The sequence below is a fragment of the Acinetobacter sp. YH16040_T genome (assembly GCF_024605785.1).
Classification (GTDB): domain Bacteria; phylum Pseudomonadota; class Gammaproteobacteria; order Pseudomonadales; family Moraxellaceae; genus Acinetobacter; species Acinetobacter amyesii.
This window is the reverse complement of the sequence record NZ_CP094541.1, coordinates 1920280-1946483: the sequence shown is the minus strand read 5'-3', so window position 1 is coordinate 1946483 and position 26204 is coordinate 1920280. Positions and strand designations below refer to the sequence as shown.

At 40.2% G+C, this 26204-nt stretch carries 22 protein-coding genes; 6 read left to right on the top strand and 16 right to left on the bottom strand.

Annotated features, from left to right (window positions below):
* The first annotated feature begins 4 nt into the window (after positions 1-4).
* The 6 genes from MST16_RS09480 (at position 5) to MST16_RS09455 (ending at position 7130) form a co-directional block, all read left to right on the top strand.
* Entirely contained in the window at positions 5-1528 is a 1524-nt protein-coding gene (locus MST16_RS09480) for a TolC family protein (RefSeq protein ID WP_180003893.1), read from the top strand.
* Positions 1525-3651, top strand: a complete 2127-nt coding sequence (locus MST16_RS09475; RefSeq protein ID WP_180003846.1) for a type I secretion system permease/ATPase — start codon at positions 1525-1527, stop codon at positions 3649-3651. The genes MST16_RS09480 and MST16_RS09475 overlap by 4 nt, the downstream gene beginning before the upstream one ends.
* Before the next feature lie 3 nt (positions 3652-3654).
* A complete protein-coding gene (locus tag MST16_RS09470) occupies positions 3655-4845 on the top strand; it encodes an HlyD family type I secretion periplasmic adaptor subunit (protein ID WP_180003848.1) in 1191 nt (396 codons plus the stop codon).
* Positions 4846-4947: 102 nt separating this feature from the next.
* Positions 4948-5547, top strand: a complete 600-nt coding sequence (locus tag MST16_RS09465; protein WP_180010144.1) for a YigZ family protein — start codon at positions 4948-4950, stop codon at positions 5545-5547.
* Positions 5540-6157 carry a DapH/DapD/GlmU-related protein gene (locus MST16_RS09460; protein ID WP_180010143.1) on the top strand — a complete coding sequence of 206 codons (618 nt, stop codon included), beginning with the start codon at positions 5540-5542 and terminating at the stop codon, positions 6155-6157. The genes MST16_RS09465 and MST16_RS09460 overlap by 8 nt, the downstream gene beginning before the upstream one ends.
* Before the next feature lie 130 nt (positions 6158-6287).
* Positions 6288-7130, top strand: a complete 843-nt coding sequence (locus tag MST16_RS09455; RefSeq protein ID WP_078188753.1) for a universal stress protein — start codon at positions 6288-6290, stop codon at positions 7128-7130.
* Between the two features lie 209 nt (positions 7131-7339).
* Here the strand turns inward: MST16_RS09455 and MST16_RS09450 are convergent, their stop codons facing one another.
* From MST16_RS09450 to MST16_RS09375, 16 genes are all read right to left on the bottom strand, one after another.
* Positions 7340-8005 (bottom strand): O-methyltransferase, encoded by a 666-nt coding sequence (locus tag MST16_RS09450; protein ID WP_180010142.1) that lies wholly within the window; start codon positions 8003-8005, stop codon positions 7340-7342.
* A gap of 131 nt (positions 8006-8136) precedes the next feature.
* Positions 8137-8859 (bottom strand): D-Ala-D-Ala carboxypeptidase family metallohydrolase, encoded by a 723-nt coding sequence (locus MST16_RS09445; protein ID WP_078188751.1) that lies wholly within the window; start codon positions 8857-8859, stop codon positions 8137-8139.
* A 138-nt stretch (positions 8860-8997) separates the two neighbouring features.
* Entirely contained in the window at positions 8998-9321 is a 324-nt protein-coding gene (gene fdxA, locus MST16_RS09440) for a ferredoxin FdxA (protein WP_004651686.1), read from the bottom strand.
* 385 nt (positions 9322-9706) lie between these two features.
* Complete coding sequence (gene mutS, locus MST16_RS09435; protein ID WP_180010141.1) at positions 9707-12337, bottom strand: DNA mismatch repair protein MutS; 2631 nt, start codon at positions 12335-12337, stop codon at positions 9707-9709.
* Positions 12338-12854: 517 nt separating this feature from the next.
* Positions 12855-12953, bottom strand: coding sequence for a hypothetical protein (locus MST16_RS09430; protein WP_257222568.1), 99 nt, complete (start codon positions 12951-12953; stop codon positions 12855-12857).
* A gap of 189 nt (positions 12954-13142) precedes the next feature.
* On the bottom strand, positions 13143-13358 hold the full coding sequence (locus tag MST16_RS09425; RefSeq protein WP_257224588.1) for a hypothetical protein: 216 nt from the start codon (positions 13356-13358) through the stop codon (positions 13143-13145).
* 54 nt (positions 13359-13412) lie between these two features.
* On the bottom strand, positions 13413-13625 hold the full coding sequence (locus MST16_RS09420) for a hypothetical protein (RefSeq protein WP_257222565.1): 213 nt from the start codon (positions 13623-13625) through the stop codon (positions 13413-13415).
* Positions 13626-13875: 250 nt separating this feature from the next.
* Positions 13876-15843, bottom strand: a complete 1968-nt coding sequence (locus MST16_RS09415) for an esterase/lipase family protein (protein WP_373683922.1) — start codon at positions 15841-15843, stop codon at positions 13876-13878.
* A gap of 167 nt (positions 15844-16010) precedes the next feature.
* On the bottom strand, positions 16011-16925 hold the full coding sequence (locus MST16_RS09410) for an ABUW_2363 family tetratricopeptide repeat lipoprotein (protein WP_180003856.1): 915 nt from the start codon (positions 16923-16925) through the stop codon (positions 16011-16013).
* A 105-nt stretch (positions 16926-17030) separates the two neighbouring features.
* A complete protein-coding gene (gene cysE / locus MST16_RS09405) occupies positions 17031-17840 on the bottom strand; it encodes a serine O-acetyltransferase (RefSeq protein WP_180003858.1) in 810 nt (269 codons plus the stop codon).
* Positions 17833-18675 (bottom strand): RNA methyltransferase, encoded by an 843-nt coding sequence (locus MST16_RS09400; protein WP_180003859.1) that lies wholly within the window; start codon positions 18673-18675, stop codon positions 17833-17835. Before MST16_RS09400 ends, cysE begins: the two co-directional genes overlap by 8 nt.
* A 51-nt stretch (positions 18676-18726) precedes the next feature.
* Positions 18727-22299 carry a DNA polymerase III subunit alpha gene (gene dnaE / locus MST16_RS09395; RefSeq protein ID WP_180003861.1) on the bottom strand — a complete coding sequence of 1191 codons (3573 nt, stop codon included), beginning with the start codon at positions 22297-22299 and terminating at the stop codon, positions 18727-18729.
* A 233-nt stretch (positions 22300-22532) separates the two neighbouring features.
* Entirely contained in the window at positions 22533-22934 is a 402-nt protein-coding gene (locus MST16_RS09390; RefSeq protein WP_257222563.1) for a hypothetical protein, read from the bottom strand.
* A 364-nt stretch (positions 22935-23298) separates the two neighbouring features.
* On the bottom strand, positions 23299-23994 hold the full coding sequence (locus MST16_RS09385) for a methionine ABC transporter permease (RefSeq protein WP_078188742.1): 696 nt from the start codon (positions 23992-23994) through the stop codon (positions 23299-23301).
* A complete protein-coding gene (locus MST16_RS09380) occupies positions 23991-25016 on the bottom strand; it encodes a methionine ABC transporter ATP-binding protein (protein WP_180003863.1) in 1026 nt (341 codons plus the stop codon). The genes MST16_RS09385 and MST16_RS09380 overlap by 4 nt, the downstream gene beginning before the upstream one ends.
* Positions 25017-25091: 75 nt before the next feature.
* Positions 25092-25964 carry a MetQ/NlpA family ABC transporter substrate-binding protein gene (locus MST16_RS09375; RefSeq protein WP_168377622.1) on the bottom strand — a complete coding sequence of 291 codons (873 nt, stop codon included), beginning with the start codon at positions 25962-25964 and terminating at the stop codon, positions 25092-25094.
* Positions 25965-26204 lie beyond the last annotated feature (240 nt).

Genomic DNA, 26204 nt, shown 5'->3' with positions numbered 1-26204 from the left:
AAAGATGAATGGTCCAAAAGTTGGGCGTCCGCGTAAAAATAAGTGCAATTTCTTTTGTATATTATTATTACCCTTTTCCATTGGTTCAGTGTATGCAGCAGATACTAGCACTGCACAAAGTACCATTCAAAAGACATTAGATAAGATTTTTTTACCTAATAAGCCTAAACCTTCTGCCGAAAAAATTAACATCACCGAACTCAGTAAATATAATTTAGATACCTCACGTGTCCAAGAAATGCCCGCCGTTGCTTATGGTCGAACGCAACAAGGCAACTATAATCCAAACACAGTAGCGAAGAATCTAAGTTTTATTGATGCGATACATATCGCCGTCCAAAGACGTCCAGAAATCACACAAAGTATTGCTACAGTCGCATCGCAAAACGCTAATATTGACCTAGCGAATGCTGCATATTATCCCCAAATTTCAGGTGGATTGAGCACTGCAGATCTGACTAAAGGCGAGCGTGGACGTCAGTTGGTATCTTTAAATGCGACGCAGATGTTATATGACTTTGGTAAAACCAAAAGTGCTGTCGGTATAGAAGAAGCAAAAATGTTACAAGAGCAGGCCAATGTGCTTGTAAATTTAGATGAAGTTTCTTTTGATGTTGCAAATGCCATTATCAACATTAAACGATATCAAGAAGTTGCTAAAATTGCGCAGCAACAAATTGCCGGTGTGAGTCGGATTGCTGAAATTGCCAACCTACGTGCAACCGCAGGGATCAGTAGTCAAGCAGACCCTATTCAAGCCAAGTCAAATTTAGAAGCTGCGGAATCAAATTTAATCGTGCAAGAAACTCAGCTTCGACAGTACCAACAGCGACTTCGTACCTTGTTAGGTTTTGATGTAAGTCAGATCAATTGGGTGATACCCGATCGGATCTTAACTGCAGCGGCTTTATACGAGGATCCGGACTTCAAGATGATTCCGAGCATGATGCAAGCACAGGCTGGGGTTGAAATTGCCAAATTGCAAAAGCAACAGTCAAAATTAAGTGCTTATCCAACAATAAATGTCAAAGGCAGTCTGAGTCAGGCGGTGAATGGCCGTAATCCAAATAATGATGAAGATGATGGTTTATATAATTCAATCATGTTGGAAGCTACCAGTAATTTTTACCAAGGTGGTGCAATTGCAGCGCAAACACGTGCCGCAAGCTATGCTGAAGAAGCAGCTAAAGCACAAGTGAATACAGTATATTTGGATGTGATTGATCAAGTCCGAATGATTCGAGAACAAATCGAAAATAAAAAGCGTCAAATGTCGATATTGGTGCAGCGTCGTGAAACAACGGTAAGAACCAAAGAACTGTATCAAGAACAATATAAATTAGGAACTCGAACGGTTGTCGATCTACTGAATGCAGAGCAAGCCATACATAGTGCCGCACAAGAAATTGTGACATCACAATATGATATCTACTCAGCACTTGCGCAGTACATCCAAGTGACAGGACGTTCACGAAATATTTATGAACTTAATAATATATCTATTCAGGGGTTTGAAGTTCAGCCATGAGTAATACAATAAATTATCAACCGTGGCTACAAGCGGTTCTGAATATTGCAAAGCATTATCGAATTGAACCCTCTGAAGAACGTATACGGTTGCAGTTGGATTGGGATCAACACAAAAATGCCGATGAACTGGTTGCAGTCATGGCACGCCAAATTGGATTAAGTGTTCGAAAAAATAAATATGACATAAATCTGCTTAATCCATGGCGCTTACCGGTATTGGTTGAGTTTATTAGTGGTGAAGTGGGTGTGGTAGAACGCATCGACGTAGACGGTAATGCCAGTGTCCAATTGAGCGGAGATGAAGGCCTATCTCAAGTCTTCTCTATTGAACGATTGAGCCATGGCGTTCGCAATATTTATATTCTGCGTCCAGAGTCATCTGTACCCGATGCACGTGTTGATGAATACATCAAGCCGTTTGAAAAAAATTGGTTCTGGTCGATTGTTTTAAAAGACTGGAAACGCTACATCGACATTATGTTTGCTTCATTAATGGCGAATATTTTGGCCCTAGCCACTATTTTGTTCTCAATGAACGTGTACGACCGCGTCATTCCATCTCAATCTGTACCGACTTTATGGGTACTTGCCGGTGGGGTGTTAATTGCAGCGATATTTGAGTTTGCACTACGTGTTTCACGAATTTATTTATCGGATATTATTGGTAAACGTGCCGATTTGAAAATTTCCGATCGTGTATTTGGTCATGCATTAAGAATTAAAAATAGTGAACGTTCAAAATCAACAGGTACTTTTATTTCACAGATTCGTGAATTAGAAGGTGTGCGCGAGATGGTCACCTCGACGACTGTTACCGCGATTGCCGATTTACCGTTTTTCTTCCTATTCTTGTTCATCTTCTGGTTAATTGGTGGCAATCTATTTTGGGTCATGCTGTTGGTTGTTCCTTTGATGATTATTCCAGGGATTTTGGCGCAAAAACCATTGGCTAAACTTGCACAAATGGGTATGCGCGAGTCTTCGATTCGTAATGCCTTATTGGTTGAATCTGTGCAAGGCATGGAAGATATCAAATTACTTCGTGCGGAATCACGCTTCCAAAACCAATGGAACCACATGAATGAAGTGTCTGCTGATGTCAGTATGCGTCAACGTAAAATCGTGGGCTTAATGTCGGCATGGACACAAAAAATTCAGGGTCTAACATTTGCAATCGTTGTACTCGTCGGCTGTTTTGCTGTGATGAAAGGTGAAATGACCACAGGTGCATTGGTGGCTTGTTCGATTTTATCCTCTCGAATGTTGGCACCGATTTCTGCACTGGCAGGGGTATTAGGTCGTTTACAACAGGCTAAAGTGGCGAAAGCAGGTCTTGATGAACTCATGAAGAAACCTGTCGATCAACCGGATTATTCTCACCTCATTCATCGACCATCAATCAACGGTCATTATGAACTCAATGGAGTCTTATTTAAGTATGGTGAAGATGATCCACGTCCAAGTCTTTTAATTCCAAAACTGGAAATTAAGGCTGGAGAAAAGATCGCAATTTTAGGCCGTAATGGTGCTGGTAAATCGACGCTTCTTCAGTTGTTATCAGGTATGCAAACGCCTGTACAAGGAAAAGTTAAATTAGATGGAATCGAACTGTCTTTAATAGACCCTGCAGATGTACGTCGTGATATGGGGCTATTGAACCAAAATGCACAGTTATTCTACGGTACGATTCGTGAAAACTTGACCTTGGGTGCTCCGTTGGCGACGGATGAACAATTGATTGAAGTACTGAAAATTACGGGTGCAATTCACTTTGTTCAAGAGAAAAAAGAAGGGCTAGACCATATCATTTTAGAAGGTGGTGTAGGCTTCTCTGGCGGTCAACGCCAAGCCTTGCTGCTTGCACGTTTATTGATTCGTCAACCAAATATTCTATTACTTGATGAACCTACAGCGGCCATTGATGACGTATCTGAGAAGCAGTTGATCGATCATTTAAAAGGTTATTTACAAAATCGAACTATGGTGGTGGCAACACACCGTCGTGCGGTACTTGAGTTGGTTGACCGCATTATTGTGGTGAACGAAGGTAAAATTGTCATGGATGGGCCACGTGATCAAATTCTGAATCAGAATGCTCAGAAAAAAGTAGCTGGGGCTTAAATCATGAGTGAAAATAAACAAGAAATACAACGCTCGACCAAAGTTAGCTTTAAAGAGCCACCATTACCGAAATCGAGTTTAATCATTTGGATTATTACGATTGGTTTGGCAATCCTTTTAGTTTGGGCTTGGTTATTCAAATTAGAGGAAGTCTCTACAGGTACAGGTAAAGTGATTCCATCTTCGAAAGAACAAATTGTTCAGTCGCTTGAAGGGGGGATTTTAACTAAGTTGAATGTGAAGGAAGGTCAAATTGTTGAACAAGGACAAGTTCTTGCGCAACTAGATCCAACACGTTTCGCATCAAATGTTGGTGAAACTGAGTCTTTACTTGTGGCATCTCGTGCAACAGCAGCGCGTTTACGTGCAGAAGTAAACGGTACGCCATTAAGCTTCCCTGAAGATGTTCAAAAAATTCCTGCCTTAGTGAATGAAGAGACTGCTTTATATCGTTCACGTCGTGCAAACTTGGAAGAATCCGTTGCAGGCTTAAAACAAGCTTTGGTATTGGTTCAACAAGAATTGGCCATGACTGAGCCGCTCGTTGCCAAAGGTGCAGCGAGTGAAGTTGAAGTGCTTCGATTAAAACGTTCAGCAAATGACTTACAAAATCAGTTAAATGATGTCCGTAACCAATATTTGGTGAAATCACGGGAAGAATTGTCGAAAGCCAATACTGATATTGAATCACAGCAACAAGTGGTGAAAGGCAAATCGGATACGCTGAGTCGCACCGTGTTTAAATCTCCAGTTCGTGGTGTGGTCAAAGAAATTGATGTGATGACATTGGGCGGTGTGATTCCGCAAAATGGTAAATTGATGACCATTGTACCTTTGGATGAACAACTTTTGGTTGAAGCACGTATTTCACCGCGAGATATTGCTTTTATTCGTCCGGGTCAAGAAGCCTTAGTTAAAATTACGGCTTATGATTATTCGATCTATGGCGGGTTAAAAGGTAAAGTGACCGTCATTTCACCAGATACGCTACGTGATGAAGTGAAACAAGATCAGTTCTATTATCGTGTTTATATCCGTACAGATAGCGATAAATTAAGCAATAAAGAAGGTAAAAGTTTTAGTATCACACCGGGTATGGTGGCAACGGTCGATATCCGCACAGGCTCGAAAACTGTACTTGAATACTTAATTAAGCCATTCAATAAAGCAAAAGAAGCACTTCGCGAACGTTAATAACGCAGTGCCAAGCAAGCCTCCAGTATTGGGGGCTTTTTTGTGGATGTAAGTCTTTCAAAAAACGCTATAATATCCGCTGATAGAGGATCTAAAGACGTTATGCCATTTACACTCGCCGCACAGTTTGAATATGAAGAAGACATTAAAAAAAGTCGTTTTCAAGCCATCGCAGTTCCTGTGGAAAATGAACAAGCCGTTAAAGAATTTCTCGAAGCCCATAAAGATATCTCAACAACACATCAGTGCTGGGCATGGAAAATTGGACATACCGTACGTTTCAATGACGATGGTGAGCCTTCAGGCACAGCAGGTCGGCCCATTCTAGCAACCATAGAAGGGAATGATCTAACCAACGTATTGGTCTTGGTTAATCGTTGGTATGGTGGAATTAAGCTCGGCACAGGGGGCTTGGTACGTGCCTATGGTGGCTGTGCCGGTCAATGTCTGCTGCAGGCTGAAAAAATTGAACTCATTGAGAAGAAAAAAGTGCAATTTAGTTGTCAGTTTAATGAGTGGGCAATTTTCCAATATGAACTCAATCAGCAGCAAATTGAATTTCAGGAAGACTACACAGTGGAAGGTGTAAATGTACTTGCATCATTGCAAATTCATCAAATCCAACCACTGCAGTTAAAGATACAAGATGTAACTCGCGGACGTGAACAACTGCATATCGTCGAGGCTGATGAAGATGAATGAACAAGATCCATTATTGAAATATCGAGAGCAACATAAGCATCGTCTGAATTATATGCCTTGGTTGTATTGGTCACTTAAACCGAAAAATCGTGGTTGGGCCGAAGCTTGGCAACAGGAATATCAAGACTATCTCAAATCGATGGAAACCGTTGAAATTGGTGAAAACTGTTTTATATCGCCATTGGCTCATATTTTTGCCGAACCGGGACGTAAGATTGTTATTGGAGATAACAGCTTTATTGCGGCGGATTGCACTTTGCATGGCCCAATAGAAATAGGCAATGAAGTGGCGATCAATCATCACTGTATTATAGATGGTGGGCGAGTGGGCATCAAAATTCACGATCAGGTTCGTATGGCGGCATATTGCCATTTATACGCTTTTGATCATGGAATGGATGTCAATCAACCGATCTATCAACAAGCTGTACGTTCACAAGGGATTGAGATAGAGCGTGATGTTTGGCTAGGTGCGCATGTTGGAATCAAGGATGGCATTCACATTGCTGAGCAGGCTGTGGTCGGCATGAACAGTATGGTGACGAAAAATGTCGAAGCGCGTGCAATCATTGCGGGAAATCCTGCAAAACTCATTCGATATCGTGAATAAATAATCGCCAAATAGGTCATAAATCGTTTTTATGCTTACACAAATGCATGCACAGTGAAACAGAGTTGTGATAAGTTAAAAATAACAAACAACATTTTATAGCCAAGCAATAATAAAACGAGGGCTAATCATGAAACGAGTTATCGCCTGTATCGACTCTTCTCCATGCATTAATGCACTAGCTGATGCTGCTGCTTGGGTTGCTAAACAAACTCACCGTGAGTTGGTTTTACTGCAAATACTTGATTACTATCCGGCAAGTTATCACTTAGGTGAAATCAGTGGAGTGATTGGGTTTGAAAGTAATGCTATGCTCTTGAAAGAACTCGCGGAGTTAGAACAAAAACAAAGTGATTTAGCGTTAGATTATAGTAATAACTTGCTCAAACACATTTCTGAAATGATCCAAGATAAGCATGGTATTCAAACCACCCATATTCAGGAAAAGGGCGACTTCTTAGAGCAAAGTTTTAATGTGTTGCAAGATGACGATATTGTTTTAATTGGTCGCGTGGGTGAACGTTCAGCAGAGCGCAATAAGCCGCTTGGTAGTAATGTTGAAAACTTTATACGTGGTGCAAGTTGTACAGTTATGACTGTAGGGCCAACGTTTAAACCACCGACTCGTTTTATTTTTGCCTATGAATATTCGCCTAAATGCGTTGAGTTAATGAAGCGTGTGGCACAAAGTGATCTACTCAAACTCTTACAATGTCATTTGGTCTATGTTGGAGATCACCCACAAATCTTGGATGATCCAAAAAATTATTTAACCAATGCCGGTCTCGATGTGGTGACAGAATACCGTTATGGCGATGTTTCGGAAAATATTCTGGACTATCAACAAGAGCATGGCATTCAGTTAATCGTACTTGGCGCTTTTAGCCACAGTAAAATCCATCAGTTCTTCTTGGGCAGTATTACCACCAGTATTTTCAGAAATTCGAGTGTTCCACTGTTGGTTGTAAAATAAGTTGAGACAATGAATAGGTGATTAAATAGACAGAGAAATGCGAGTAAATAAATAATAAGTTGTTGTGTTAAAAATAATCAGAGTTATCCTCATAAATTGTGGATAACTCTGTGTGCAGTGTTTGTAAGTAATTGTTTTAAAAATAAAATATTGTATTGATTATTTTTTATACCTTTATCCAGTGTGTCTAAAAAACACCTCGATTTAGATTATTTAACGATTGCAATCGCAAAACCATCATGACCTTTGCAACCAACAGTTTGAAGTGCTGTGCAAGATAAAATTTTTGGATGATTTTGCATAGCTTTGAACATATCACGAATACCTTCAATGCTTGGTTTGTGGTTTTCAGCATTCAGAATCTCACCTGCACGAATCACATTGTCTAAAACAATGACTGTACCTGAATGAGATAAATTTAGGCTTAATTCTAAATATTCAGGGTAGCTCTGTTTGTCTGCATCGACAAAAATAAAGTCAAAAGCTTCTGTGTCGTCAGGAAGGGCACGTAAAATATCTGCCGCACGACCACATTTTAATTCAATCGTTTGTGCAAGCTTTGCATTATCAATATTTTCTTGACCGAGGGCCGCGTGTGTATCACGACCTTCAATGGTCAGAATATAACCATCTTCAGGTAATGCGCGTGCTAACCACATAGTGCTGTAGGCTGCAAAAGTTCCAAGTTCTAAAACGCGTTTACACTTGTTCATTTGGATTAACATTTGTAGCAGCATGCCTTGATTGGCCGCTACAGCAAGATGATCAGGAAAGCCACGTTCATCTGTATGTTGAAGTGTTTGGGTCAGTATTGGATCTTCAGGAATTAAATGTGAATCGATGTAAGCATCAATGTCTGTCCACATTTGTTGCATGTTGTCGCACCTCGTGATTGATGCAAGCATTTTAAACCTTTCCACTAACATCGCAATTTATTGTTCTGTATTTGCATATTTTATGCACAAAAAAGACCTCCGAAGAGGTCTTGATATGACGATGTAATGTTTTAGTAATTACACATTGATGAGCGGCTTGAGTGATCAGGCCCCCAAGTACGGTAGCCTTGAGTATCAATATGAATTTGTCCGCTGGCATATAAACCAAGACCCATATTGAGACTTTGCCCATGTTGTGACCAAAACTGGCATAAACGGAACTTGGTGTTTTCAATATAACTATAGTCTTCGGGCTGCGGGTACGCAGGTCCAATACGGAAATCAATCGCAGAGTTGTATAAGTGACGAGATGAACTTGCACCACCGGCACACTGGTTCAAAGGCAAATCACGATAAACCGATGTCACTTCAAAGTCCGTTAAGATATTGGCAGCTACTAAATATTTAAAGACACGTAAGGTTGCAATTTGGTTTTGCCATAATTCACGGTTAGGTACCATATATTCTGAGCGACCACATTTTTGCCAGTCACGTGCAGTACGCATCAACTCAAATGATGGAATGATATTGCCTACACCATTTTTCTCTAAAAAGACTTCATAGTCTCGAACGCGACGTAAATTATCGACAGACGCGACCCACGAATTGTAGGCATAAGGCACCACTTTAGGCGGGGCTTGTCTGATGGTCGTCACTTTTTCTTGAGGTATGTAAATACGTTTACCGTCGGGAGTTGTAATAGTGTGACCTTGTTTTTGTGGTGTAGTTGTACAACCAATGAAAACAAGAGGGAATATTGCAACGGACAATAATCCCTTGAGTAAATGCTTCATTATAGAAATCAATTATTTATAAACTCGTTCTATTTTAATCCAATTTGATTGAGAAAATTTGAATAATTTGCAATGAAATGTGTGCTTTAAGTATAAAAAAAGATCAGCATGTGCTGATCTTTTCATGAAAGCGTAAAATTACTTTTCAAGATATTGTAATTTATCAGCTTTACCGTTCCATTCTTCACGGTCGGCAGGTTGATCACCAATTTGAGTGATGTTCGGCCATTTTTGAGAAAGTTCAGTATTAAGTTCGATAAATACTTCTTGACCTTCAGGTAACTCATCTTCAGAGAAAATCGCGTTAGCTGGACACTCAGGTTCACATAGCGCACAGTCGATACATTCATCTGGATTAATAACAAGGAAGTTTGGACCTTCATAGAAACAGTCAACAGGGCAAACTTCTACGCAGTCTTGATATTTACATTTAATACAGTTTTCAGTGACAACAAAGGTCATGGCGACAGCTACCTAAAAAATATGGTTCTAATAAACTAATGGTGTATTTTAGGCAAAAAATAGGGTAACTAACAATTCCTTTTATTGATAATTATTATATGCAGTGCTGTTAAAATCACTAAAAACTGAACAATTTATGTAAATTTCACAATGAATGAGAATCATACTCAAAAACTAATTAAATTACATCTGTTTATCGAACAATATTTTTATGTGCATTTTAAGCATGAAACATTTTAGAACATTAATTTTTTATCAATTTATTGCTGAATAGCCGCAGTAGTAGATAGCAAACATTCACTAATTTACGCGTTTGAATGGTGTCAATGCAAAGAACACCTTCATTGGTGTTCTTTGCATATCTCATCTATCGCTTCTGCTCAATTTAGATCTTAAGTAAATCCTTTAAAGCGTAAAGCTGTTGTAATGCTTCACGTGGACTTAAGTTATCGATATCAATATCTGCTAAGGCATCAAGTACGGGCGATGTTTTTTCAACTTCAACTACGCGTTCAATGACTTCAGGCTCTGCGAGTGCCGAGAATAGATCGGTTTGTACAGCCGTATTGAGTTGCTGTTTTTGCTGAGTTTCTAATATATGAAGGCGATTTTGCGCTTCTTTGATCACAGCTGCAGGAATACCTGCAAGCTTTGCCACCTGTAGACCATGACTTTGACTCGCTGGGCCTTGTTGAACTTTATGCAGTAAGATCAGGTTGCCATTTAGCTCACGAGCAGTCACATGATAGTTATCTATATTGGCGTCTTTGCCTAACTCGGTGAGCTCAAAATAATGCGTTGCAAATAGGCATAAACATTTAATGCGACGGGTGAGATCGAGCACACATGCCCACGCCAAAGATAAGCCATCATAGGTACTCGTACCACGTCCGACTTCATCCATCAGTACCAATGATTGATTGGTCGCATGATGTAGAATCTGTGAGGTTTCAGTCATTTCCACCATGAAGGTTGATTTACCAGTAGACAAGTCGTCTGCAGATCCGATACGGGTAAATATCCGATCGATCGGCCCTAATACGGCAGATTGGGCAGGGACAAAGCTACCACAGTAGGCTAATAAGCTGATTAAGGCAGTTTGGCGCATAAAGGTCGATTTACCGCCCATATTTGGCCCTGTGATAATCGCCATACGGTGATTAAAGTCCAAACTGGTATCATTTGGGGTAAATGCCGATTTGCTCAGAGATTCCACAACAGGGTGACGTCCGGCTTTGATTTTGATCCCAACTTCAGGGCTATATTCAGGACGTGACCAATTGCGTAATCGAGCTTGATGGGCAAAATTGGCCAATAAATCTATTTGCGCTATAGCGGCGCTCATCATTTGTAAGTTGCCAATATCTGCACGTAACTCATCAAGTAATAGCTCAAAGAGCATTTTTTCGCGCGCTAATGCACGTGACTCACTCGAAAGCACCTTATCTTCAAAAGATTTCAGCTCAGGGGTAATGTAGCGTTCCGCATTTTTTAGGGTTTGGCGGCGAATATAATGATCAGGTGCTTGCTCAGCCTGCGCTCGAGTGAGTTCAATATAGTAGCCACTGACACGGTTATAGCCAATTTTTAAGGTTGAAATTCCGGTTTGTTCACGCTCTTTGATTTCGAGATCGATGAGGAATTGTCCTGCATGGTCACGAATTTTACGCAGTTCATCGAGTTCAGTGTCGAAACCCTCGGCAATCACATTACCATCACGTAAAAGCACTGGCGGGTTTTCTACGATGGCAGACATGAGACGCTCATGTAAGCCGTGAAAATCACCCATTTCATCATTTAACTGAGCAATGAGCTTAGATTGGTGTGACTGAATGATCGGTTCAAGTGCATGTCGAAGATAGGGAATTTGTGCACAAGTTTGACGTAACTGAACTAGGTCTCGTGGACGAGCACTGCCGAGAGCTACACGAGATAGCACACGTTCAATATCACCAATTTCTTTGAGAACTAAGCGGATCGGAGACTCATGATAGCCTTGCAGCATCGCTTGTGATGCATCTAAACGTGCATCCAATAAAGCGGTATCTCGTAAAGGCTGCATTAAGGTACGACTTAATAGACGGCCACCCATCGCAGTTTGGCAATCATTGATCAGTTGGAACAGGGAAGTGCCATGTTCAAATAAAGGATCAATCAGTTCTAAGTTACGACGAGTGACGGGATCGAGCGCCACGAAATCACTACTTTGTTCGAGTTGAATGCTGCGAATATGGGGTAAAGCGGTTTTTTGAGTGACTTTTGCATAGTGAATCAAAGCCGCCGCGGCAGCTTTCGCCAAAGGCAAATGGTCAATACCAAAACCTGAAAGTGTGGCTACGGCAAATTGATCACATAGGGTTTTTTGCGCATTATTTAAATTGAAGTCGACGTTTGGACGCTTGGTAACAGGGCAGTCTAATTGACGTTTAATTTGCTCAACAATATTCGGGTCAATAAGATCTTCATCAATCAAAATTTCGCTCGGCATTAAGCGAGAAAGTTCGATTGCCAATTGTTCCAGTTGATAGTCCATTTGCTGAACTTTGAAAATACCTGCACTGAGGTCCAGTAAAGCAATCCCGATTTGATTTTGTTGTAAGCAGATTGCGACTAAATTAGAACTTTGATGAGAGGCAATCAGTGCATCATCCGTTAATGTCCCTGGGGTAATGATACGGACAATACCGCGCTCAACCGGCCCTTTGCCTGTCACCTCACCAATTTGCTCGCAGATCACCACTGTTTCACCTTTTTTTACAAGGCGGGCTAAATAGCCTTCAGCAGCATGGTATGGGACACCTGCCATTGGAATAGGCTCACCATTGGCTTTACCACGATGTGTCAGTGTAATTCCTAAGAGTTTTGCTGCTTTATGCGCATCTTCAAAAAAGAGCTCATAAAAATCACCCATCCGATAAAACATCAGTGAATGCGGATTTTGCATTTTGACTGACATGTACTGTTGCATCATCGGGGTCAGGGTTGAAAGGTCAACTTTGGAATTATCAGCTTGCATGAAACGAAATACCTTAAAATAAAAATTTGTGCGCTGCTAAACGAAAAACACTGTTTTGATGAAAATTGGATTTAGAAAAAGTCCTTATATTATTTTGTCTCTTCATTCAAAACCACAGGTGTACGTTAACAAATCGTGTTGCTGATTCTAGCAAAAAAAGTGGTAGGAAAATGCCAGAAAAGGTTTGTCTGCATGTAAAAAAAGCAGTCAAAATATTATTTATAAACGCTAAAAAGTCTGTGTGTAAATTCAACAATGGATACATTTACAAAGCGATAAACTGACTCAAACATCAAGCTGCGCTTCAGCCTGAGCTAATCGATATTGGTTGCGACAGCTACCTTTTGCAAGGTAAAGTGCACGATCGGCAGCCTATATAAATTTCTGAATTTGATAAGATTTGGATGGAATGATCGTTTCCGTACCGATGCTAATCTTCACAAATTTAGACATATGGCTGGCTGGATGTGGAAGTTCGAGTGATTAAATTCTGCGTAATAAATCGGCTGCCAAAGGTTCAATTTTCAGCTTCAGTTAACACCCTAAAGAGGAGTAAAAACTCTTCGCTGCCATAGTGTGCAGCTAACTCACCATTTCGATTAGTGATTTGAGACAAAACCTCTGCAATTTGGGTCAGGCAGATGTCACCCGCCTGATGACCTAAATGATCATTTTAATTTTCAAAAATTCGATATCGATCACTATGATGCTTAAAGGCTGTTGATGGCGTAGGGCATAATGCCATAGCTGTTCTAAAGCTCCTTATAACGGACAACGGTTTGCTAGCCCAGTCAGTGGTCATGTTCTACCAACCCGCAACCATGGCAATATAAAAACGCATACCAACAAAGGCATAGATGATGACCAAGGCATACTTCATGGCTGCATGTAATAGCGCATCATTGTGATCATTACCAATCACAGTAAAGATGATAAATATGATTGCAACAGCGCACATCGAGCCTAGACAAGTATAAACATTAAAATAAGGGGTTAATGCGGAAAAAAAGAAAAATCCCATGCAATCAGAATGATAAACACTACCCAAATATACAAAGGAATCTACAAAACTGCGTTATGGAATCACTTGATAAATCCCCGAACATAACAGGGCATACAGGAGAAAAATAATGATCCCGCGAAAACGAAATTCTTTCGCCGCTTCATCACGGTAGAGCGGCTGATAAATGGATTCTAAATTTGGCGTAAAATAAACTTTATTTAATCTATTTTTGATTAAACTCTCTATTTCATCCCGATGAAGTAACTTTGAGCCTTTTAATTTCATAATTCGATATGCTCATAAAAAATTTAGGATATGTGCACAACTTTTTTGTCTATATTTAACCCGTATTTATCTCTAATATAAGATTTGTATAAAATTTAACAAGTGATTTTGAGTTTTAAAATGATTAAAAAATAAAGGCTTATATAATAATTATGTGAATAATGGCATATTCAAGTAAATGCAGAAATGAAAAAAACCGATCCTGAGATCGGTTTTAAAATATGTAGATCGAATTAAATGTTGTATTGCATTATGGTTTATAGAGGCCAAGTTCAATCAAATGCAGTCGTAGTATACGGCGCAGTTCAAGTACAGCTTCTGGGGTTTCTTGAATCGAATGACCACCTTTAATGATCTTTTCTGAAACAGCACCCTCTAAATGCGCACTGGTGTATGGCACGACATCATCCGAGATTACATTTTTATCTTGGCTATTGGTGTTATTTCCCATAATTGAATGAAACTTCAAACCTTTACGTGGCTGAATATCTTCAGTGAGCGCAATAAATTTGGATTGGTGGCTTAAGTCACTTGGTCCATTTTGGATTAAGCCGTGGTCGATTTCACGGAATAAATCTTTCAGGTCTTCTTCCTGAGTTAACACATCACCCATGGCTGATAAGAAAGCGCCCGGAAGTTTAATGATTTTTCGAGCAGCTTTGGTAAACCAACGATCTGCGTATTCAGTACCACGATGCGGTGCAGCCAAGAAAATCGCACGGCTGAAATTTGGAATATCGTCAATTACCATACGCTGCTTCACGACTGGAATATTGCGGTACTGATTTAATTGACGTGAGTTCATCATTTTCAAAGCAGATTGTGTGGTATCGGCTTGGCTAACCAGTAGTCGTGCAATAATTCCGCCCATACTATGACCAACTAAAACCGCATCTTTTTTAGCTGCAGCATTGGCGTCGACTTTATTAAAAGTTTGAGTCAATATGGAATAAATTTGGAAGCGGCTTTCAATAATCGGCATGTTGGTTGAGTAGAACACTTGCCACACTTGATAGTGCTCACGTAGCACTGAATCGCCCATAATATCGTTGGTGAGACGAATCCATGCTTCAGGGCTACTAGCAAGACCATGTACCAAAACGATGACTTTTTTGTCAGGATTATATGGTTCAAGCATGTATAAATGTGGCATCGTGAGTTTTTCATCACGGTCAATCAGGGATAAATACGCTGCCTTGCCCAAGTTGTTTTGTGCTAACCAAAGACCATAAGGTGCAGAAAAATTGGCTGCAAGGGCATAGTTTTTATTGGCAATATTGACCTGTTCATATTTGTACGGGTCGTAAGCCTTAATTTGAAACTCATGCTGATTTAAAATTTGATCAACTGAAGTTGTGGTGCTTACAGGTTCCGCTGTTAAGGTTGCAGCTAAATAGCGCGCTTGATGGATATTAGGGTTTGAACCAGACGGATATTTAAAATCTATTGGGTTGATAATGTATTTGGCTTTGCCTGTTTCAACTGTATGTTCTTCGGGTAAAACCACAAGGAATTCGGAACCAAAACCATCTCGGCGGGTAATTGAACGTAAACCTGAGAAGTTGAGGTTATAGGTTGACATCAATAGTTCAATTTTACGATTTTTGAGTTCTGGGTAATGGCTGAAGTCAATATGATAGGTGGTTTGTCCGACTTTGATCTGTTGGGTGACTTCTTGCGGTTTATAACGTAGTGCATAGCTGCTAACCAGTTTAGCAATCCCTTGATTATAGAAATCTCGGATTTGAACTTGGCGGTTATCAAAAATACGGTCAGCAGGCGCACGTTTGGTTTTAAACATATAGGCATAGCTATAGCGAATACTTTTATCCAGTAGCGTCAGCTGTTGATCTAAACATTTGTTATAAGTGTCTTGTTCAATTTTTTGTTTTTCTTCTGATTTGTGGCTACTCAGTAAACCTAATTTACAGGCAGAAGAAGACTCATATTCAATGGCTTTTGCTAAATATAATTCACTTGCCGTAGACAGTAACTGTTCGTCTTGAATTTGTGGGATTTGTTGTAGTTCATCAACACAGGCTTTCGGGTCTTCTATACACGCTTTGGCTTCACGACCTGTCATCGACAAGACATTTAAACTGGCTTCGCTGAGTTTGTTTCGAGAAATAATACTTTCACGTTCATTGGCAATAGAAACGTTGAGTTTTTGGTTTTTGACACTGACGACCTGACATCCACTCAGGACGCTGGTACTCATGATTCCAAGGAGCAGTATTGTTTTAGTATTTAGCTGCATAAAGGGGTCGCACATTGGGTTAAATATTTTCAAATCATACGATAATTGTCAGGATTTTCAATTCGCCATAAATGAAAAAAGACCGTTAAAACGGTCTTTTTTCAAAAGTATTTTCTAAATCGTTACAATTAAGACGCAGCTTTAGGCGGATTTAAAACTTGCCAAACATTCCAACGGCCTTGCTTTTCAATTTCTTGAATTAAGCGGTCAGCGACTTCGCCTTCTTGTGGGTATTTCACTTTGTAGTTCTTTAAGACCTGAATCGCGTTCTTTTTTTGTTCCATCGCAATATAGTTATTTGCTGCAGAAAGATAGGCTTCTTGAACACCTGCTTTCATCGCTTTGTCTAAGTATGGAATCGCTTCACGTTGACCACCACCTTCAGATAAACCAAAACCGAACCAGAAGTTTGCTTCAGCATCATCTTGGTTGATTTTTAAAATACGTTGTGCGTAAGTTAATGATTTAGTTGTGTACACAGAACCTAAGTCGAGGTTACGTGCCATCACACTGGCTTTAAATGCACGAACTAAAATATCAAAAGAAGCATTGTCTTTAGACGCAAGCGTATCTAATTTTTGCGTCACTTCTTTAAGTTTAAGCTCAAACCCTTTGCGTTCTTGGCGTTGAACAAAACGTGGTGGATAGTGACGTGCTTTACCTTCAACAAGCTGTAAGAAATCATCAATTTCAGTAATGTCGATTTCATTGTCACCTGCTAAAGCAGCAAATTTCATCGAACGTTCTTTGCTGTCAACAGTGGGGATAATCAGGCGGTTTTCTTCAAGAGTTAATTGCTTAGATGGGTCGGTTGGGCTAGTTACCACCATCTTAGTCACAGGCTGTGCTGCAGCTTTTTGTAAATTTAATTCAAAAGGAGGTGGTGCATCGTAGTTAAATGGGTTGAGTGCGTAGAAAGGTGGAGTCAGTTCAGGCTCTACAAAAATCATGGCATCTTTAGGAGCATTATTTTTAGTTGGGGCGCTTCCACAAGCGGCAAGGGTTAAAGCAATACAAGCAACTGCCAAGGGCTTAAGCGTCATATGATTCATCCATTAATTTATTTTATACAAAAAAGCATGTTGGTCAGTCTAAAAAAACTCTGAACAACATGCAAGTTAAAGGCAACTTATTATGATTGCTTTTGGTTAAGCTTTAGATTGATTACTTTGAGCTTCGCATTCGCGGCGCACATCTTCAATGATTTTAAGTTCTTCCTGACTAAAAGGTTGTTCATTAAGCTGTTGCTTTTTGAACGTTGGGTCAAGGAGAGACAAACGCTGACACAAATTATTCATACGTTTTTCATTGTGCTGAATACGATCTAACAACACACGCATACCTTCTAACATTGGGTCAGTTTGGTCTTGTGTTGCAGCATACGGTTGGAAACCAATACTTTCTGCATAATCGCGACGACGGCTTTCAGCTTCATCTTTTGGCTTATCTTTCGTGATAAAGCGTGCTGGATTACCTACAGCGGTAGTATCCGCAGGAACTTCTTTGGTCACCACGGCATTTGAGCCGACTTTGGCATTTTTACCTACCGTAAATGGGCCTAAGATCTTTGCACCAGCGCCAACCACTACGCCATCTTCCAAGGTGGGGTGACGTTTGCCTTTATTCCAAGTTGTGCCCCCTAAGGTCACACCATGGTAAAGGGTGACATCATCACCAATTTCAGCTGTTTCACCAATCACCACACCCATACCATGGTCAATGAAGAAACGACGACCGATTTTCGCACCCGGATGAATCTCAATGCCTGTGGCAAAGCGGCTAAAAGAAGACAATAGACGAGCTGAGCCTTTACACTCTTTTTTCCAAAGTTCATGTGCCATACGATGCATGATTAAGGCATGAATTCCTGGATAAGTCGTTAAGACTTCGAGCGTATTTCGTGCAGCAGGATCGCGCGCGAATACAGCCTGTATATCTTCTTTGAGCTGCTTAAGCATTAGATTGATCCTCATTGTCTGTAGATTTTTTCCATGTTCCGTTATTTAAAGCCTGTACTCGGCTAAAGATGCCACGTAATAAGTGGTATTCCATACGATCTAATTGTATACGTCCAAATAGGCGACGCAAGCGTAAAGGTAATAATCTTGGATTTTTTGGATCCATAAATTCAATCTCTGCCAGCATTTTTTCAATATGCGGGTAGAACTGTTCCATCATTTCATGGGTCACCAAAGGTTCATCCCATTCCATATCGATGTCATCGGTAACATGCATATTGGCATCAGGATTTGCAGTTAACTCAGTATGTGCAAGGGCGGCCATGCGCATTTCATAGCAAATGACTTGAATCGCTTGGGCAACGTTTAAGACGCCATATTCAGTATTCACTGGAATAGTGACATGGTAGTTGGCCATTGCCAATTCTTCATTGGTCAAACCACGGTCTTCACGGCCAAACACCACGGCAATTTCTTGCTGTTGTTCGCAGACCGCTTTGAGAGACATTTCGGCAGCAGGGCGAGCGTCAAGTAATGGCCATGGGATGGTACGACTACGCGCACTAGTACCAAAGATAATATGACAATCTTTAATGGCTTCTTCTAATGATTCAACGATTTCAATTTGATCAATTAAATCGACAGCACCGGCAGCCAAAGCATTAATGTCAGGATGCGGGTAAGTCTTCGGTGCAACTAAGACCAGCTTTGAAAGTCCCATGGTTTTCATGGCACGTAATGCACTACCAATATTTGCGGGTAATGTTGTATTCACCATGACAATACGCACATGGGAGAGATGTGCTGAAACCGCAGCATTGTCAGTTTGATTCATGATATTTCCAATATGTTTATTTAAAAAAGCAGTTCAAACAGCGTTTAAACTTTAAGAAAATTGATTGGCTTCTGCTTGGTATAAATCCATGGCATCATCCATGCTCATCCCATCTGGCGGTGGCGGAACCTGCGCAGGAATAGAGGCTTGTTCATAACTTACCGCTTTGGCAGCTTTGGATTTGACATGATATTCGACATGCAAAGATTCTTTACCGAAGTAGTCACGCAGCTTAGACAGTAATTCATCTAGTGGGGCAACTTTCCAGTTTAAGCCCAAATGAATGTCGGCCGTCGCATATGGATAGTCAATATATAACTGCACAGGTATATGCGTACACATATCGACATTGCAAAAAGGCAGTAAAATATTTTGGATGTCGCGTGATAGCGTTTTACTAAAATGTTCAGGTGTTAATTTAATTTGAATGGCATTGGCACGTTTTTGACGGATTTCATTCAAACTGAAGGCTTTAGTTAAGCGACCCATTGGCCGATCAAAACCTTCACGTTCGTAAATTTCACCTTCAATGACCACCACTTTTTCGTTTTGAATCACGTCTTTGAAGCGGTTAAAACGTTCGTGATTCGCAGACACTTCAATACGTGCTGTACCATCATCGAGTGTCACCATCATACGGTTCGGGAAGTTGGCTACATCGACGACTAGGCCTGCAAATACTGTAGTGACACCGCGACGTGTAGGCGTAAGTTCATTAATACGCTGTGAAATAAAGGCTTTTAACTCTGATCGATACACATCGATCGGATGACCTGTTAGATAAAGCCCAAGAGTATCTTTTTCACCTTTAAGACGAACTTCATCTGACCACGGTTTAACAGGTTTAGAAGGTTTACGCTGAACTTCTTCAACTTCACCAAATAAATCCATCATCCCTGTTTCGCGGTTAGTGCGGGCTTGGTCAGCCGCTTGTACAGCTTCTGGCAATTGCGCCATCAAGTCAGCGCGTTCTAATCCTAAACAATCCAGTGCGCCACCACGAATCAATGCTTCAAGCGTGCGCTTATTGATTTTTTTTAGGTCAATACGATGGCAGAAGTCAAACAGATCTTTATATGGGCCATCTTGGATACGTGAGTCAATCACAGACTGCATGGCAGCTTCACCGACACCCTTGATCGCACCTAAACCATAGACGATGGTTTTTGGATCGCTGGCATGGAAATTATATAAAGACATATTGACCGAAGGTGGTAAGACTTCAAGACCATTAATACGACAGTCATCGATTAAGAACACCACGTTGTCCGTGTTCTGCATTTCCGAGGTCATCACTGCTGACATAAATTCAGCAGGGAAATGTGCTTTTAACCAAGCAGTTTGATATGCAACAAGGGCATAGGCAGCGGCATGGGATTTGTTAAAACCATAGCCTGCGAATTTTTCCATATAGTCGAAGATATGGTTGGCCGTATCTGCATCAATACCTTTGGTTGCAGCACCCTCAGTAAAGATCTGACGGTGCTTAATCATTTCTTCGACTTTCTTTTTACCCATAGCACGACGAAGTAAATCCGCGCCACCCAAGCTATAGCCAGCACAGAACTGCGCTGCCTGCATTACCTGTTCCTGATACACCATAATACCGTATGTCGGTTCAAGGACACTTTCTAGTAATGGATGTAAGTATTCAAACTCGCCACCATGCATACGGTAAATAAAGTCAGGAATCAGATCCATCGGGCCTGGACGGTATAAAGACACGAAAGCAATAATTTCTTCGAACTTACTTGGACGTGCCTCTTTCAGCATTTTTTTCATGCCGACGGATTCAAACTGGAAGACCGCTGTGGTATTCGCATCTGCGAACACAGCATAGGCAGGTTTGTCATCCAAAGGAATCAGGGAAATATCGACAGGTGTAGTGATATCTGGACGGGTATTAATGTGCTTAATGGCATCTTCAATTACCGTTAAGTTACGTAAGCCCAAGAAGTCGAATTTAACTAGACCTGCAGCTTCCACATCGTCTTTATCGAATTGGGCGACACGGTTAGTTCCATCTGCATCACATAGGACAGCCGAATAGTCAGTTAACTTAGTTGGTGCAATAACCACACCACCGGCATGTTTACCTGTGTTACGGGTAATGCCTTCAAGTTTGAGTGCCATTTCCCAAATTTCGGCTGCATCGTCGTTATCTGGGTTAGATGGGTTAGTGACAATGTCTTTTAGCTGTGGTTCGGCCTCAATGGATTCTTCCAAACTTAAACCTAAAGGCTTGGTCGGAATCATTTTAGAAATACGGTCAGCTAAACCATAAGATTTACCCAAGACACGGGCTACGTCACGAATCGCACCTTTTGCCGCCATGGTACCGAAAGTTGCAATCTGAGAGACCGCATCTCGACCATAAGTGCGTGCAACATAGTCAATAACACGGTCACGACCTGCAATACAGAAATCGACGTCAAAGTCGGGCATTGATACACGTTCAGGGTTTAAGAAACGTTCGAACAGTAGGTCATAACGCAGTGGATCTAGGTCGGTAATTTTTAAACTATAGGCAACCAAGGAACCTGCACCCGAACCACGGCCTGGACCAACAGGGACGCCATTACCTTTAGACCATTGAATAAAGTCCATGACAATCAGGAAGTAACCTGGGAATTGCATGGTCAGGATGATCCCAACTTCATAAGCCAAACGTTCATCATAAGGCTTACGAATTTCTGGCCAGTCGTCACCACGTTGTTCGACAGGATATAAATGCGCTAAACGTTCTTCTAAACCTTCTTTTGATAAATGTTCAAAATAGGTGTCAATTGTATGACCTTCAGGAATTGGATAATCGGGAAGGTCGTGGAAGCCTAAACGTAATGACACATTACAGCGTCGCGCAATGTGATAGGTATTTTCTATAGCCGTTGGAATGTCTGCAAACAGCTCCGTCATTTCCTCGGCAGTTTTAAAATACTGTTCAGGACTGTAATTTTTAGGGCGACGATTGTCACCGAGGACATAGCCATCGGCAATACAAACGCGTGCTTCATGTGCCTCGAAATCTTCTTTACGTATAAAATGCACATCGTTATGAGCAACCACACCAATGTTAAATTTCTTCGCAAGTTTTACTGCTTCGTGAATAAAGTCTTCTTCACCCGAGCGCTCAGTTCGTGTAATCGCTAGATAAACACGATTGCCAAATTTTTCGACCCATTCAGCTAACAGGGGTTCAGCTTTTTGCGGGTTAGAAGAGCAAAGCATTTTGCCGACATCACTTTGCATACCCAGTAAAACAATCAAATCTTGGTGTTGATTTAAAATCCAATCTTTTTTTACGCAAGGAATATCAAGCTGTTGACCTGAAATATAACCTTCAGAAACCAACTCTGTTAGACTGCGCCAACCTTTATTGGTCATCGCTAGAAGAGTAGCTTTGTGTTCAGCATCATTCAAACGAATGGTTGAACCAAATATGGGTTTAATGCCTTTATCTAAGCACTTTTTATAGAATTTTACAGCAGCATGTAGATTTGAAAGGTCAGTAATGGCCAGAGCGGGCATTTCATCTGCAGCTGCAGCTTTTACAAGATCAGGTATACGTACAATAGATTCAGTAATGGAAAATTCTGTAAAAATACCAAGATGTACAAAGTGCATAGATGAGTCCCTGCGAAAACAGCTGCTGATTTTAGCATGCTCTGAGATCAAACTTGCGTTTATTGCATGGCTTTATGCAGATTTATAAACTCACTGTTTAATCAATAAACGCTGTATGACAAACACCATTTAGCAAGCAATACCTTGATTAACTGAAAAAGCTATTAATTTGCTATTTTTAAAGTTGAAGGCTAGATTGCCAATATAGGGTAAATCATAGTTATGCGGCTCTTTCAGTACGGATTTTGCATGAGTGGTGAGAGTAAAATCACATAAGCCACTTCATTTGGATTGGCCAATTTTGCACTTTTGGTAAAGTCTTTTACAAATTGTTGATAGTCATTTTGGCTTATCAGATGTTTTGACCCAATTTGAATTTTAACGCGTATTTGAGTGGATTTATCCCATTCCATCCAAACATTCCCTTTGGTTTGTCCAAGTTGGGCGAAGCTGCTTTTATTTTTATAGAATGAATCATTTTTAACTTGAGAATTGTCCTCAGCATAAATTTCAAATTTTAGAAATTTACCTTTTGATGTGACATGAAATTCAGTATTGCCGGCACATTCTGAATATTCATATTTAAGCTTTACTGGATTTTTGCTGATTAATGCATTTGCTTTTGATGCAGGCAAGGGTCAGGCTAAGTCAACATCATTTACCTTAATACTAGTGACATAGTCATAATCAGCAATGGATGCAGATACTGCTGAAGTGATGAATATCCACGTTGTGAAAAAAGTTAAGCGTAAAATTTGTGTTAGCAGTATTGTTTGCATGGGGAATATAAAATCCTGTTCTTTTGATATTTTGTACTCAATCAAGTTTTTGTAAACGTAATATTGAAGGTTATATTTTAAATTTTATGGTGTTGCTAATTTGCCGTCAAAATAATTTAAAACTAAAAAAAATTTTGGTTTAATTTTAGCTTAAAAAAAACCAAATCTTAAACATTAAAAAGCCCTCCGAAGAGAGCTTAAATATATGAATTATGCAGGCTTAGCGCAGTTTTGATAACCAGTCTCCCAGACTTTGAACAATTTGCACCAAAATCAACAAGACAATCACGGTCATGATGACCACGCTACTATCAAAACGTTGATAACCATAAGAAATGGCAAGATCACCGATACCGCCTGCACCTACTGCACCCGCCATGGCTGTTGCACCAATTAAGCTAATGGTTGCAGTCGTTAAGTTTAAAATTAAAGAGCTACGAGACTCTGGTAGGACAAATTTAGTAATGATTTGCAGCGGAGATGCACCCATCGCTTGAGCAGACTCAATGATGCCGTCATTCACTTCAAGCAACGAAGTTTCAATCAGACGACCAATGTAAGGACCAACATAGATTGTGAGGGGAACAATTGCAGCCCAAGTACCAATTGAAGTACCCACAATGACTTTGGTCAAAGGGATGACCGCAATCAAGAGGATAATAAATGGCAATGAACGCAGCGCATTCACAATCGGGTTCAAACCATGGTAGATGACACGATTAGGCAAAATGCCTTGTGGACGTGAGACATATAAAATCACGGCCTGGATAAAACCCCAAATACAGCCGAAGAGCATGGCGAAGAACACCATGTGAAAAGTTTCTTGTAGGGCAGTGACGAACTGATCCATAGACAAAGAACTTTTCCAAAAGGGTGCTGTAATTTGAGTCAGCCATTGAACAATTAAATCTCTCATTGCTGAACTCCTGCTTGAGTGACTTCAACCCCATGGTGTTCTAAGAACGCCACTGATTGTTGAATCAATGCTGCATCACCTAATAGCTGAACGAACATTTGACCAATTACCGCACCATTAATTTCAGTCATATTGGCAAACAAAATATTCAGGCTAATATCAAACTGTTTAATTACCGCTTGAATGACGGTTTCCTGTGCCGAACTGCCCAGAAATTTTAAACAATAAATACTGTTATGGTTTTGATTTTCTAGATTATTTAAAATATTAACAGGAAGCTGTTGCTGCAATACAGTTTGAATAAAGTTTTTGGTTGTATTGTGTTTTGGCTGACTAAAAATCTCTAAGGTTGAGCCGTGTTCGATGATTTTCCCTTGTTCCATCACCGCAACATAATCACAAACAGATTCAATCACATCCATTTCATGGGTGACCATGACAATAGTAATGCCTTGTTCTTGATTGATTTTCTTTAATAACGCCAATACCGAGTTAGTGGTTTGCGGATCGAGAGCAGATGTTGCTTCATCACACAGTAAAATTTTAGGATGATTGGCAAGCGCACGGGCAATCCCGACACGTTGTTTTTGACCACCAGAGAGCTCATCTGGATAGGCATTTTTCTTATGTTTTAGGTCAATAAATTCGAGCAACTCTTCTAAACGTTTTTGGCGTTCAGCTTTAGACACACCTAAAAGTTTAAGCGGCATTTCAATATTTTCTGCAACTGTTTTGGTTTGCAGTAAATTGAAGTGCTGGAAGATCATGCCAATATTGGTTCTTTCTTGACGCAGCTCTGCCGAATTTAAAGCAGTAAAGTCTTTATCATGAATAATAATTTGCCCTTCACTCGGACGTTCTAGCAAATTAATTAAACGGATTAAGGTACTTTTGCCTGCACCACTGTAGCCAATTAAACCGAAAATACAGCCATCTGGAATGTCCAGATTAATCTGATCCAGTGCTGTAACGGTTTGGCCTTTTAGCTCAAAATGCTTGGAGATATTTTTAAATTGGATCATAGCGTCAAAAAAGGGTTCAGAAATGAAAAAACAGGCAAAGTAAACTTTGCCTGTTTATTTGAAGAAATTATATTACTATTTTGCTTCAGTGAGGTAGCTAGTTGGTTTGTTTACATCAATTTTAGTACCACCAAAATGTTCATCGATGTAAGCTTTAACAGCTGGAGTGTGATAAAGCGCGCCTACTTTTTGTAGTACTGGGTCATTTTGACGGTCAGCAGCAACAGCAAGAATGTTCACGTTCATTTTTGTACTTTGATCGATTGGCTCATAGTAAACCGCATCTTTCAGTACGTTTAAACCACCTTCCATTGCAAGGGTATTACCCAAAACAATCGCATCAACTTCGTCTTTAACACGAACCGCAGTCGCCATTTGAATTGGTTTAATTACGATTTTCTTCGCATTTTCAGTTACGTCAGCAGGTGTGCCTTTTACATCGTCAAAATCTGCTTTAAGTTTGATTAAGCCAGCAGATTGAAGTAGTAACAATGCACGTGATTCGTTTGCGCCATCATTTGGAATCGCAATGGTTGCACCTGTTTTAAACTCTTCAAGTTTTTTAACTTTGCTTGAATAGATACCCATGGGTTCTAAATAAGTTGTCGAAAGCGGTGCAATTTTATCTTTATTGTTGTCATTGAACGCAACCATATAGGCATATGATTGGAATGCGTTAACATCAATTTCTTTATTCGCTACAGCAGTGTTCATAGACACATAGTCAGTGAAGTTTTTCACTTCAAGTTTAATGCCAGCTTCTTTGGTTTCAGGAAGCGAAGCAATGTAGCGCCAAATATCAGCATCCGAACCAGTCGAAGCCATAGTGACGGTTTGCACTTCTGCAGTGTCTTTTTGTTGTGCTGCGTCAGTTGCAGGAGCTTCTTGTTTACCACAGCCTGAAAGGCCAACAGATAAACCGAGAACTAATCCTAGGAGCTTTTTCATATATTCACCCGAGTAAATTTATAAAATTAATAAATTCACAAATCATATTATGGAGAGATTTACTTAAGTCTTTTATCAGACAGGCTGATAGATGCTTAATAATTTAAAATGCTACACAGACTTATACAATTAGATCTGAGTCTATTTCCAAATGGGAAAAGATAGCCATTGCAAGCTGCTGTAAACAAAAGATTTAATAAAGCAAATCTCTATATTTCGCTAGGCATCATATCAATTTTT

Coding starts and splice junctions, on each gene's coding strand:
- MST16_RS09470 (WP_180003848.1), top strand. CDS start 3,655: ATGAGTGAAAATAAACAAGAAATACAACGCTCGACCAAAGTTAGCTTT.
- MST16_RS09465 (WP_180010144.1), top strand. CDS start 4,948: ATGCCATTTACACTCGCCGCACAGTTTGAATATGAAGAAGACATTAAA.
- MST16_RS09420 (WP_257222565.1), bottom strand. CDS start 13,625: ATGAAATTAAAAGGCTCAAAGTTACTTCATCGGGATGAAATAGAGAGT.
- MST16_RS09445 (WP_078188751.1), bottom strand. CDS start 8,859: ATGAAGCATTTACTCAAGGGATTATTGTCCGTTGCAATATTCCCTCTT.
- MST16_RS09475 (WP_180003846.1), top strand. CDS start 1,525: ATGAGTAATACAATAAATTATCAACCGTGGCTACAAGCGGTTCTGAAT.
- cysE (WP_180003858.1), bottom strand. CDS start 17,840: ATGCTTAAGCAGCTCAAAGAAGATATACAGGCTGTATTCGCGCGCGAT.
- MST16_RS09415 (WP_373683922.1), bottom strand. CDS start 15,843: ATGAGTACCAGCGTCCTGAGTGGATGTCAGGTCGTCAGTGTCAAAAAC.
- dnaE (WP_180003861.1), bottom strand. CDS start 22,299: ATGCACTTTGTACATCTTGGTATTTTTACAGAATTTTCCATTACTGAA.
- MST16_RS09425 (WP_257224588.1), bottom strand. CDS start 13,358: ATGGGATTTTTCTTTTTTTCCGCATTAACCCCTTATTTTAATGTTTAT.
- MST16_RS09450 (WP_180010142.1), bottom strand. CDS start 8,005: ATGCAACAAATGTGGACAGACATTGATGCTTACATCGATTCACATTTA.
- fdxA (WP_004651686.1), bottom strand. CDS start 9,321: ATGACCTTTGTTGTCACTGAAAACTGTATTAAATGTAAATATCAAGAC.
- MST16_RS09480 (WP_180003893.1), top strand. CDS start 5: ATGAATGGTCCAAAAGTTGGGCGTCCGCGTAAAAATAAGTGCAATTTC.
- MST16_RS09460 (WP_180010143.1), top strand. CDS start 5,540: ATGAATGAACAAGATCCATTATTGAAATATCGAGAGCAACATAAGCAT.
- MST16_RS09410 (WP_180003856.1), bottom strand. CDS start 16,925: ATGACGCTTAAGCCCTTGGCAGTTGCTTGTATTGCTTTAACCCTTGCC.
- MST16_RS09455 (WP_078188753.1), top strand. CDS start 6,288: ATGAAACGAGTTATCGCCTGTATCGACTCTTCTCCATGCATTAATGCA.
- mutS (WP_180010141.1), bottom strand. CDS start 12,337: ATGCAAGCTGATAATTCCAAAGTTGACCTTTCAACCCTGACCCCGATG.
- MST16_RS09380 (WP_180003863.1), bottom strand. CDS start 25,016: ATGATCCAATTTAAAAATATCTCCAAGCATTTTGAGCTAAAAGGCCAA.
- MST16_RS09385 (WP_078188742.1), bottom strand. CDS start 23,994: ATGAGAGATTTAATTGTTCAATGGCTGACTCAAATTACAGCACCCTTT.
- MST16_RS09400 (WP_180003859.1), bottom strand. CDS start 18,675: ATGAATCAAACTGACAATGCTGCGGTTTCAGCACATCTCTCCCATGTG.
- MST16_RS09375 (WP_168377622.1), bottom strand. CDS start 25,964: ATGAAAAAGCTCCTAGGATTAGTTCTCGGTTTATCTGTTGGCCTTTCA.